Consider the following 10,611-nt stretch of genomic DNA (forward strand, 5'->3'; position numbering starts at 1 on the left):
CCAGGCGGGCTAGGCCCTGGGCTCGATGTTGCGTGCCGTGCCCAGCAAGGTGGCACACAGCGTTTCGGTGCCGTCGCGCACGGCATAGACCTCGGCGGCGCACACTGTCAGCAGCCGCCCGGCGTCGATGACACGGCCGCGTGCAACGAGGTGGCTGCCGACGGCGGGCGCGAGCAGCTTGAGGGTGGCGTCCACCGTCGCGTTGAGCCAGCCGGCCGGCAGCATCGTGCCGGCCGCGGCCACCGCCGCGAAATCGGCGGCGGCGAACACTGCGGTCGCCTGCAACTGACCGGGGCGAAAACACCATGCATCGCGGATCGGCAATGCCAGTTCGACGTCGCCGCGCTCGACGCGTCGGACATCGAGCCCCAGGGTTTGCGCCATCGGCATCGACAGCACCGCGCGGCGCACGGCGTCGGGTGGGTTGAGGCCTGCAGGGACCGGAGTGTTCATCGGGGGGCCTTTCGGGACTGGGGGAAGACAGGCCGCTCGCGCGCCGCCGTGGCGGCCCGCTCGCGTCGGCCCTGCTGCTTGCGGAACCAGCCGATGTGCGAAACGAGCTTGCGACGCAATGCACGCAAGCTGGCGATCTCGCGGTCGACCTCGGCGATGCGCTCGTGCATCGACTCGATCATCTCTTCGGCCGTCAGCCGTCCCGCCCGGTAGCGCGGCAGGAACTCCGCCAGCGCCGTCAACGAAAAGCCGAGGTCCCGGCCCATCGAGATGAAGATGACCTCGCGCACGACGCGGTCGTCGAACTCGCGATAGCCCGACGGCCGGCGCGAGGCCCGGATCAACCCCTGCGCCTCGTAGCGCCGCAGGCGGTGCGTCGAGACGCCGGTGCGCACGGCGAGTTCGGAAATCTTCATGGGCGGCAAGCATAAGGGTCCCCTACGCTAACAAGCCTCGCATTGCGCGAAGCTTGGCCGCCCACCGAAAAAGCTCAGGAGGGCTTCTTCTTGTGCAGCGCTTCGCGTACCGCCGCGGTGTGGGTCCCGACCTTGGTCACCGTGTCCTTCAGCTCCGGGGCACTGCAGTTCAGCTCGCGACACCAGAACTTCACTTCCAGCGGGTCGAGCAGGTGGATGCGACCGCGGTCCAGCGGCTCGAAGCCGCGCAGTTCGTCGTCGGCGTCCGCCGCGCCGGCCTCCGCGGCGGCTGGTCCCGGCAGGCCGGAACCGGGGTCGGTGCCGCCCGGGCGCGTGTTGCCCGTGGCCATGGCGGTGTCCATGCTGGCGCCCGGGTCCTCTTCACCGGCGACCGATTCCTCGCCCATGTCCACGGGCGCCGGTGCGTGGCTCTCTTTCTCGTCGAGCCAGAGGCCCGGTCCACTCGCGCCCCGTCGCTTGGCGGGCTCGCGTCCATGTCTGCGTTCCATCGCTGCTCCTTGGCATCTTCGGGCCGGCAGCGCAGGCTGCCGTCACCGCAGTGCGGCAAGCGTCGTTCCCGGTGGGGCCGCTTCCGGGGTCAACCCTTCACCGTCCGACGAAGCGGATCATCGGCTGCGCCTGCATGGCGCCCTCGCGGGGCGGCATGGAGGACACGGCGCCGGTGCAGGGCATACTCCCCGGCCATGTCCCTGATCAACGAAGCATTGCGCGCGGCCCATGCGCCTGCGACCCGCACCGCGACACCCCCTCGCATTGCGTTGGTCCTGGGGGCCGGCGGCTCGCTCGGGTCGGCGGTGCTGGAGCAGGCGCTGGCTGTGGGGGGCTTCCGCCAGGTGCAGGCGCTCGTCGCGGCACCGATGGCGCCGGCACTGGCGGCCTTTCAGCCGGTGAACCTGGAAACGCTCGAGCAACACCGGCCGGTGGCCGACACCGCGTTCATCGTCTTCGACCGTGAACGCTATGTGAACGGCCGCGACGATGCCTTCGTGCGCCCACTGCCGGAGCAATTGCCGCAACTCGCCGGGCGTTTGCACGCGGCGGGTGTGCGCCGCCTGCTCGTCGTGATGCCGCATGCGGTCGCTTCGTTGCCGCAGGCCTTGCAGCGCGGGCTGGCGTCGCTGGACGAACAGGCGGTGGCTGCACTGGACTTCGAGCACCTGCTGTTCGTGCGTTCCCCGCAGGCACCGGCCGCCGTGGTCGCGGCCAGCGGTCTGCAGCGCGTGGCGCACTGGGTGCTGGGCCAGTTGCAGTTGATGGTGCCGCAGCGCGAACAACCGGTGCGCGCTGTCAAGCTGGGCTCGTTCGCGGTGCAACTGGCGCGTCAACTGCCGTTGTCGGTGTCCGGCACGCGCGTGGTGCCACCCGAAGTGGTGTGGCAGGCCTCGCAGGGCGACGATGCGGACGTGGCACGCGCCTGGTTGCAGCGAGAGGCCTTGCCCGAGGCCGGGGCAGCGCGCGTACGCTACTGAGCACTCCGGGGAAGGACGCTCAGCGCGCCTTGCGGAAGGTGAGGTTGAGGCGACGCTCGCCCAGCACCGGGTGCGAGCCCTCCTTCAGCGGTGCGATGCCGTGAAAGTACAGGCGTGACGCGCCGCCCCAGACCACCACATCGCCGTGGAACAGCGCATGCCGTGCGACGCGATCGCCGCGCTGCGCGCCACCGAACAGGAACACCGCCGGCAAGCCGAGCGACACCGAGACGATGGGCGCACCCTGGTCGCGCTCGTCGCGGTCCTGATGCAGCGACAGCCGCGTGCCGGGCAGGTATTGGTTGATGAGGCAGGCGTCGGGCGCGAACCCGTCGTAGCCCGCGGCACGCGCTGCATCGGCCGCCAGCGTCTGCAGCGCCGGCGGCATCGCCGGCCACGGGCGGCCGCTTTGTGGGTCGAGCGGGTCGTAGCGGTAGCCGCTGCGGTCCGACACCCAGCCGACATGTCCGCAGTTGGTCATCGCGACCGACATGCGCAGGCCGCCGGGCGTCACCAGGTGCCGCAGCGGGGCCTGCTGCTGCACGGCCTCCACGGCCTGCAGCAGCGGCTCGACGCGGTCGAGCGCGAAACCCGGCAACAGCAGCGCGCCGGGCCCCAGTGCCTGGCGCTCGCGCGGGGGCGGCGCATCGTCGAACAGGAAGGCCGTTGTCGCGCTCATGTCGCGTCGTGGAAGATCACGCCCAGCGTGTGTCGCTGCCCGTGACGCACCCGGCTGACACCGTGCCGCAGCGTCACGCGGTAGCTGCCGCGCGTGCCCTGCACCGGCCGCTGGTTCACCGCGAACACCACCGCATCGCCCTGCCGCAGCGGCACCACCATCGGCCGCGACTGCATGCGCGGGCGCTGCTCGGTCAGCACGAACTCGCCACCGTCGAAATCGCGCCCCGGCTCGGACAGCAGCACCGCCGCCTGCAGCGGGAACACGTGCTCGCCGTACAGGTCCTGGTGCAGGCAGTTGTAGTCGCCGGGCCCGTACTGCAGCAGCAGCGGCGTCGGCCGGGTCTGCCCGGCGCGGTGGCACTGTTCGAGGAAACCTGCATGCTGCGGCGGGTAGCGCACCTCGAGGCCCATGGCTGCGTTCCAGCGGTTCGCGATGCCGCGCAGGCGCGGGTACAGCGCGCTGCGCAGCGACGCGACCGGCTCGGGCAAGGGGTAAGCGAAGTAGCGGTACTCGCCGCGGCCGAAGCCGTGCCGCGCCATCACGACGCGGCTGCGAAAGTGTCGTTCGTCGGCATACGCTGCGGCCAGCGCCCGGCATACGTCAGGCTCGAACAGCCGCGGCATCAGCGCGAAGCCGTCCTCGTCGAGCGCGGCTTCCAGCGCCGGCGCGTCCACACCGGCCAGCCGGTCGCTCCAGGTGTCCGCCCTGTTCATCACCGCATTCACGAAGACTCCTCCTGTGCGGCCTCGCGCTGCAGCAGCACGCGCTTGCGCTCGACACCCCAGCGGTAGCCGGACAAGCCGCCATCGCTGCGCACGACCCGGTGGCACGGTATCGCCACCGCCAGCGGGTTGGCGGCGCACGCTGCGGCGACCGCGCGCACCGCCTTCGGCGCGCCCAGTCGCTCGGCGATCTGCGCATAGCTGGCGGTCGAGCCGGCAGGGATGTCGCGCAGCGCCTGCCACACGCGTTGCTGGAAGGCGGTGCCGCGGATGTCCAGCGGCAGCGCCTGCCCGGTGTCCGGCGACTCCACCATGCCGACCACCTGCGCCACGAGGCGTTCGAAGCCCGGCTCCGCACCCACCAATTGCGCACGCGAGAAGCGCTGCTGCAGGTCGTGCAACAAGGCCTCGGGGTCGTCGCCGAGCGTGATCGCGCACACGCCCTGCTCGGTGGCCGCCACCAGGATCGCGCCGAGCGAGCACTGTGCGATCGCGAAGCGGATCGTCGCGTCGACCCCGCCTGCACGGTAGGCGCTCGGCGTCATGCCCAGCACCTGCGGCGTGCGCGCATAGAAGCGTGCGTTCGAGTTGAAGCCGGCGTCGTACAGCGCAGCGGTCACCGACTCGGCTTGCGGCAAAGCCTGCCGCACCCGTTGAGCGCGCTGGGCATCCGCATACGCTTTCGGCGTCACGCCGGTCACTGCCTTGAACACGCGGTGGAAGTGGTAGGGGCTGACGCCGGCATCGGCGGCAAGCGTTGCCAGGTCTGGGGCCTCGTCGGCCGCTTCGATCGCACGGCACGCGTGGGCCACCATCTGCGCCTGCCGCTCGGCGCGCGACGGTTCGTCCGGCTTGCAGCGCCGGCAGGGCCGGAAACCGGCGGCCTCGGCCTCGGCGGCCGTCGCATGGAAGGCCACGTTCTCGCGCAGCGGCAAGCGCGCGCCGCACGACGGGCGGCAGTACACGCCGGTCGTGCGCACCGAGTAGAAAAAGCGGCCGTCCGCGCCCGCGTCGCGTGCCAGTACGGCCGTCCAGCGAGTGTCGTCAGCGAGCGGCGGGGGGCGCTTGGCGGGCATCACCATGGTTTGAGTCTGCATGTTCGGCTCCTGGGTTCTGGAGCCTTCATCGTGAGCGTAGCGCCTCTCGCGTGCACCCCGTTGCTTGCTCTCGAATTCGCCCTGGGCCTTGGGCGCCTTAGCAGCGGGCGTGCCCGCGGGCGCCCGCCGCCCCCCGCCCCTGAGAGGGGGCGCCACCCCCCTAGGAAGTGGGAGGCAGGATCGGCTTCCATCGCCGATGCTTCCTGACATCGAAGCTCCGCGCGGCGCCAAGCTCCTGCCGAGAGCCACTACTCACTCAGGGAGACCAAAACGTGATCTGGTTGTTGTCGCCGCGCCTGCGGCCGTTCATCGCGCTCGGCGCAGGCGCCTCGCTGCTGCTCAACCTGGCGCTGGTGGTGCCGTCGATCTACATGCTGGAGGTGTTCGACCGCGTGTTCTCCAGCCGCAGCGTCGAGACGCTGGTGATGCTGAGCCTGTTTGCGCTGCTGGCGCTGGCGCTCGGCTTCTGCATGGACCGCGCGCGCAGCCTGCTGCTGGCGCGCGCCGGGCGCATCGTCGACGAATCGCTGTCGCCGCCAGCGCTCGCGGCCGCGCTGAAGGACGCCGCGACCGCCCGTGGCGGCACCGACCGCACGGCGGTGCAGGACATCGCCCGCCTGCGCAGTTTTCTCGCCGGCCCTGCCGTCCATGCGCTGTTCGACGCGCCGTGGCTGCCGTTGTACCTGCTGGTGATCTTCACGCTGCACCCGGCGCTCGGCGTGGCGGCCGTGCTGGCGGCCGCGGCGCTGTTCGTCCTGGGCCTGTACACCGAACGATTCGTGCGCGCTGACGCCGAGCAGGCGGTGAGCCACGGGCGCAGCGCAGCGCAATGCATCGAAGCCTTGTCGCGCAATGCCGAGGTGCTGGTCGGCACGGGCATGCTGCGCAATGCATTGCAGGCGTGGCAGCGCACCCACCACGAGGCGATGCAGGCGCAGCAGCGGCTGGGCGATGCATCGGCCGCGCTGTCGGCGCTGGGGCGCACGCTGCGGCAGCTCGTGCAGGTCGGCATGCTGGCGCTCGGCGCATGGCTGGTGGTGGGCGGTGACGCGTCGCCCGGCATCATGATTGCCGCCACCGTGCTGATCGGCCGCGCGCTGCAGCCGGTGGAGCACCTGATTTCGGGCTGGAAGTCGCTGGTCGAGGTGCGCGGCGCCTGGCAGCGCCTGCAGCAGCAGGCGGCAGGCTTGCCGGCTTCGCAAGGCCTGCAGCTGCCGCCGGCACGCGGCGCGCTGACCCTGGAGCACGTGACCTGGCTGGCCGGCCCGATGCGGCCGTTGATCAAGAGCGTGTCGTTCGCGCTGGAAGCGGGTGAATGTCTCGGCGTGGTCGGCCCCAGCGCTTCGGGCAAGACGACCTTGCTGCGCCTGATGCTCGGCCTGCGCACGCCGCACGCCGGCACGGTGCGGCTCGATGGCGCCGACCTGTCCGCCTGGCCCGAAGAACAGCTCGCCGCCGCCGTCGGCTACCTGCCGCAGGACGTGGAACTGTTCGCCGGCAGCGTCGCCCGCAACATCGCGCAGCTCGGCGAGATCGACGACGCGCGCGTGATCGCCGCCGCGCAACTGGCCGGCGTGCACGAGATGATCCTGCGCCTGCCGCAGGCCTACGACACCGAGCTCGGCGATGCCGGCTGCGTGCTGTCGGGCGGGCAGAGGCAGCGCATCGCATTGGCGCGCGCGGTGTACGGCGAGCCGCGTCTCGTCGTGCTCGACGAGCCCAACGCCAACCTCGACGCCGAGGGCGAGGACGCGCTGGCCGCCGCGATCGCCCAGCTCAAGGCCCAGGGTGCCACTGTCGTGCTGGTCTCGCACCGGCCGACGCTGATGCGCCACGTCGACAAGCTTGCGGTGCTGCGCGACGGCGCACTCGACGCCTTCGGCCCGCGCGACCAGGTGCTCGCGCGCCTGGCCGGTGCCACCGTGCAGCCCTTGCGTCGCCCGGCGGCTGCGTCTCACGCGGTCGCACCGGGCCTCGCCGCCGAAGGAGCCCAGGCATGAGGAATGCAGCCATGACCGCGCTCACGCCGGCCTCACCCGCCACGTTGGCCGACCTGCTGGTACGCACCCCCGCCACGTGCGAGCAACGGGCCCCGCTCGCCGCGCTGCGGCGACGCATGCTGTGGCCTGTGGCCACGGTTGCCGCCCTCGTCGGCGCCTGGTGCGCCTGGGCCCCGTTGTCCGGCGCCGTGGTCGCGACCGGGCAGGTGCAAACCGAACTCGGCCGCAAGACCGTGCAGCACCAGGAAGGCGGCATCGTGCGCGAGCTGCTGGTGCGCCCCGGCCAGCGCGTGGCGCGCGGCGAGCCGCTGATGGTCGTCGCCGACGTGCGCAGCGACGCGGCGGTCGACCTGCTGAGCACCCAGCGCCACGCCGAGCAGCTGCGCATCGAACGCGCACGCGCCGAGCTGGCCACGGCCGGGCACGTCGAATGGCCTGCCGACGCCCTGCCCGACATCCGCGCTCGCGAACAGCAGCTGTTCGATGCACGCCGCCACACGCTGGCCGAGCAGTTGGCGGCCATGCAGGCGCAGATGCGCGACGCCCACGCCCGCATTTCCGCGCTGTCGTCGGAGCTGGAAGCCGGCGGCCGCTCCACGGCCCTGGCGCGCGAAGAGCTGAAGATCAACGAGTCGCTGGCGGCCAGCGGCTTCATCCAGAAGACGCGGCTGATGGCCTTGCAGCGCGGGGTTGCCGAGCTGGTGGCGCGCGCCGAGGCCACGCGCGGGCAGATCGCCGAAGCGCGCATGCAGGTCAGCGAGATGCAGCAGGCCATCGCGCAGACGCGCGGTGCCTACCGGCAGCGCGCAGCCGACGAGATGAAAGACGCTGCCGCCCGCATCCGGGAACTCGACGACCGCCTGCGTCCCACCGAAGACCTGCGCCAGCGCCAGACCGTGCGTGCGCCGGTCGACGGCACCGTGATGGGCTTGCGCGTCAGTGCACCGGGTACCGCCGTCGGCCCGCGCGAGCCGCTGCTCGAAATCGTGCCGGCACAGGAAGACTTGGTGATCGAGCTTCGGCTCGACCCGCACGACATCGACCACGTGCACCCGGGCGACGCGGCGGAGGTGCGCCTGTCGGCCTACAACGCTCGGCAGGTGCAACTGCTGCAGGCCACCGTGCGAGACGTCTCGCCTGACGCGGTGCAGGACACGGAGGGCCCCGGCTCGTGGTTCACCGCGCAGGTGGTGGTGTCGCCCGAAGAACTGGCGCGCCACCCGCAACTGCGGCTGCAGGCCGGCATGCCGGCCGAGGTGTTCATCACCACGCCGCCGCGCAGCCTGCTCGAGTACCTGCTCGAGCCGCTCGGTGTGTTCGCTCGCCGCGCGCTGCGCGAGCCGTGACGAAAGGGCGCGCACCACCGAAGCATTTCCAGCTTTCACCCTGCGCGACGCGCCGCATCCCGGGCAAGGCGTGACGCAAGAGGGGTGCTCGTGGCTCCCGCTGCAACCGTGCACCACCGCATGCCGGCGGCGGACAGGGGGCCGTTTTTTCCCTCGTTCTTCTATTCATTCCTCACTCAAGGAGATTTGCAATGGCTATCGTCAATGGAAGCGCTGCCAGCGAAGCACTGGTCGACGTCAGCAACGACTTGTTCTCGACCCTCAATGCCAACTGGTCGGCCGGCGATGACGCAATGTTCGGCGGCATCAACAACGACACCTACAACGTCAACTCGGCCGGCGACCAGGTGTTCGAGAACGCCAACCAGGGCAGCGACACCGTGGTCTCGCGGCTGCAGAGCTACACGCTCGGCAACAACGTCGAGCACCTGACGCTCGACAACACGCCGACGCAGCTGGTGATCCTGCCGAACGGCAACTTCGCCTTCGTGCCCTCGGCCGTCAACGGCACCGGCAACAGCCTGAGCAACACCATGCGCGGCAACGACCGCGACAACACGCTGTCGGGCCTGGACGGCAACGACTCGCTGTACGGCAACAACGGCAACGACACGCTGAACGGCGGCAACGGCAACGACTACCTCAACGGCGGCGCCGGCAACGACACGCTCAATGGCGGCAGCGGCAACGACACGCTCAACGGCAGCACGGGCGCCGACGCGATGGCAGGCGGCATCGGCAACGACACCTACTACGTCGACAACGTCGGCGACACGGTGTCCGAAGGTGCGTTCTTCGGTGGCACCGACACGGTCTACGCGTCGATCAGCGAAACGCTGGCCGCCAACGTCGAGAACCTGGTGCTGCAGGGTTCGGCCGCCACCGGCATCGGTAACGCGTCGGCCAACAGCATCACCGGCAATGCGGGCAACAACACGCTGTGGGGGCTGGACGGCAACGACACGCTGAGCGGCAGCAGCGGCAACGACACGCTGCTCGGGGGCAACGGCAACGACGCCTTGAATGGTGGCAGTGGCAACGACACGCTGAACGGTGGTGCGGGCAACGACACGCTGGCGGGCAACACCGGGCTCGACTTCCTGACCGGCGGCACCGAGCAGGACCGTTTCGTGTTCCGCGACCGCGGTGTGGCGAACGCCGACACCATCACCGACTTCAGCCATGCCGACGACACCATCGTGCTGTCCAACCTGCTCGACTCTGGTTTGGCCGGCGCCCTGAACCCCGGCGTGCTGGGCCTGGCCTTTGTCGGCGGCAATGCGGCCGGCAACCAGCTGTCCGGCGCCTGGTTCTTCAAGGGCGTGGGCGCCAGCGGCAACGGCGCCGGCGACCTGAGCGGCATCTACGTGAACACTCTCGACGGGAACATTTGGTACAACGCGACCACCGCGGCCGGCGGCGATTCCCACTTGGTGGGGCGCGTGTCGTTTGCCGCGGCCGGCTCGGTCGACGCGACCGATTTCGTGTACGGCACCTGAGCGTGGAGCACTTGCGCTGACGCGACCCCGGCAGGGAGGCGGGGCCGCACGCGTGACGCATGCCGCCGCGCCGTTGCACACCGCAGCGGCCGGCGGTTTTTTCATGTCCTGTTTGCCGCGAAGGGCGACACAAATCCTTGCAAAGACCCCCCTGCTTTGCGGGGCCGCGTGGGGCTGTGCTGCAGCGGAGCGCGTGCCAAACTCCCTCCTGCCCGCTCATCAAAACAAGCAGTCGCTGGGCACACAAGAACGTTCAGGAGAGGACTTCCCCGTGACCCAGCGCCCCGTTGCGGCGTTGTCGTCGTTCGACGGCATCGCGCAGTCTCTCGGCATTTCTTTCACCGCCGAGACCCGCCTGTACGAACTGACCGGCAGCGCGGCCGTCAGTGGCCTGCTGGTCGAATCCTTCAGCGCCCGGGAAGCGCTGAACGAGCTGTTCGAATACCGGATTTCGGTGCTGGCGAGTTCCGCCCACGTGGAGCTGCCAGCCCTGCTCGGCCAACAGGCCAGCCTGGCGATCAGCCTGGCCGACGGCGGCCGCACCACCCGCAGCGGCGTCATCGTGCAAGCTGCCGCGCTGCAAAGCGACGGCGGGCTGGCCCGCTACGAACTCGTCGTGCGCCCGTGGCTGGCCGCGCTGCAACTCACCAGCCGCAGCCAGAGCTTCATCGACAAAAGCCTCATCGAGATCGTCGAAGCCGTGTTCCAGCCCTACGCCGGCCTGGCCGCCTGGCGCTGGAGCGAGGAAGTGGCCGGCTTTCTGGCGCCCGTCAGCCCGCGCCACTACTGCAACCAGTTCCGCGAGACCGACTACGCCTTCGTCAGCCGCGTGCTCGCCGAACAAGGCATCGGCTGGCGCTGCGAAGAAGACGAAGCCGCCCCGCGCGGCCACCGCATCGTCTTCTT

Annotated in this window: 11 protein-coding genes; 5 read left to right on the forward strand and 6 right to left on the reverse strand. The window is 70.5% G+C overall.

Annotated features, from left to right (window positions below):
* Window positions 1–9: 9 nt before the first annotated feature.
* The 3 genes from M8A51_RS25150 to M8A51_RS25160 form a co-directional block, all read right to left on the reverse strand.
* A complete protein-coding gene (locus tag M8A51_RS25150) occupies window positions 10–453 on the reverse strand; it encodes a PaaI family thioesterase (RefSeq protein WP_251781372.1) in 444 nt (147 codons plus the stop codon).
* The gene (locus tag M8A51_RS25155) at window positions 450–869 is read right to left on the reverse strand and encodes a MerR family transcriptional regulator (protein ID WP_251781373.1); all 420 of its coding nucleotides are present in this window, start codon (window positions 867–869) and stop codon (window positions 450–452) included. The genes M8A51_RS25150 and M8A51_RS25155 overlap by 4 nt, the downstream gene beginning before the upstream one ends.
* Window positions 870–943: 74 nt before the next feature.
* Window positions 944–1,378 (reverse strand): DUF3606 domain-containing protein, encoded by a 435-nt coding sequence (locus M8A51_RS25160; RefSeq protein WP_251781374.1) that lies wholly within the window; start codon window positions 1,376–1,378, stop codon window positions 944–946.
* 195 nt (window positions 1,379–1,573) lie between these two features.
* Here M8A51_RS25160 and M8A51_RS25165 point away from each other — a divergent pair, with 195 nt between their 5' ends.
* Complete coding sequence (locus M8A51_RS25165; RefSeq protein ID WP_251781375.1) at window positions 1,574–2,359, forward strand: Rossmann-fold NAD(P)-binding domain-containing protein; 786 nt, start codon at window positions 1,574–1,576, stop codon at window positions 2,357–2,359.
* Between the two features lie 19 nt (window positions 2,360–2,378).
* On the opposite strand, the gene alkB is transcribed toward M8A51_RS25165, so the two are convergent.
* Genes alkB through ada form a run of 3 tightly spaced genes read right to left on the reverse strand, consistent with a single transcriptional unit; the run spans window position 2,379 to window position 4,839 of the window.
* On the reverse strand, window positions 2,379–3,038 hold the full coding sequence (alkB, locus tag M8A51_RS25170; RefSeq protein ID WP_251781376.1) for a DNA oxidative demethylase AlkB: 660 nt from the start codon (window positions 3,036–3,038) through the stop codon (window positions 2,379–2,381).
* A complete protein-coding gene (locus M8A51_RS25175; RefSeq protein ID WP_251781377.1) occupies window positions 3,035–3,754 on the reverse strand; it encodes a 2OG-Fe(II) oxygenase in 720 nt (239 codons plus the stop codon). The genes alkB and M8A51_RS25175 overlap by 4 nt, the downstream gene beginning before the upstream one ends.
* An 8-nt stretch (window positions 3,755–3,762) precedes the next feature.
* Complete coding sequence (gene ada / locus M8A51_RS25180; RefSeq protein WP_407062264.1) at window positions 3,763–4,839, reverse strand: bifunctional DNA-binding transcriptional regulator/O6-methylguanine-DNA methyltransferase Ada; 1,077 nt, start codon at window positions 4,837–4,839, stop codon at window positions 3,763–3,765.
* 293 nt (window positions 4,840–5,132) lie between these two features.
* Between ada and M8A51_RS25185 the strand changes: the two genes are divergently transcribed.
* From M8A51_RS25185 to M8A51_RS25205, 4 genes are all read left to right on the forward strand, one after another.
* Window positions 5,133–6,860: a type I secretion system permease/ATPase gene (locus tag M8A51_RS25185; RefSeq protein ID WP_251781379.1), complete on the forward strand. Its 1,728-nt coding sequence runs from the start codon at window positions 5,133–5,135 to the stop codon at window positions 6,858–6,860.
* A complete protein-coding gene (locus M8A51_RS25190) occupies window positions 6,857–8,206 on the forward strand; it encodes an HlyD family type I secretion periplasmic adaptor subunit (RefSeq protein ID WP_251781380.1) in 1,350 nt (449 codons plus the stop codon). Before M8A51_RS25185 ends, M8A51_RS25190 begins: the two co-directional genes overlap by 4 nt.
* Before the next feature lie 191 nt (window positions 8,207–8,397).
* Entirely contained in the window at window positions 8,398–9,705 is a 1,308-nt protein-coding gene (locus M8A51_RS26395; RefSeq protein WP_280926176.1) for a calcium-binding protein, read from the forward strand.
* Between the two features lie 271 nt (window positions 9,706–9,976).
* Window positions 9,977–10,611 (forward strand): contractile injection system protein, VgrG/Pvc8 family (locus M8A51_RS25205; protein ID WP_251781381.1); only part of this gene is annotated, 635 nt, incomplete at its 3' end.

This window comes from Caldimonas mangrovi, assembly GCF_023721835.1.
GTDB classification, from domain to species: domain Bacteria; phylum Pseudomonadota; class Gammaproteobacteria; order Burkholderiales; family Burkholderiaceae_C; genus Caldimonas; species Caldimonas mangrovi.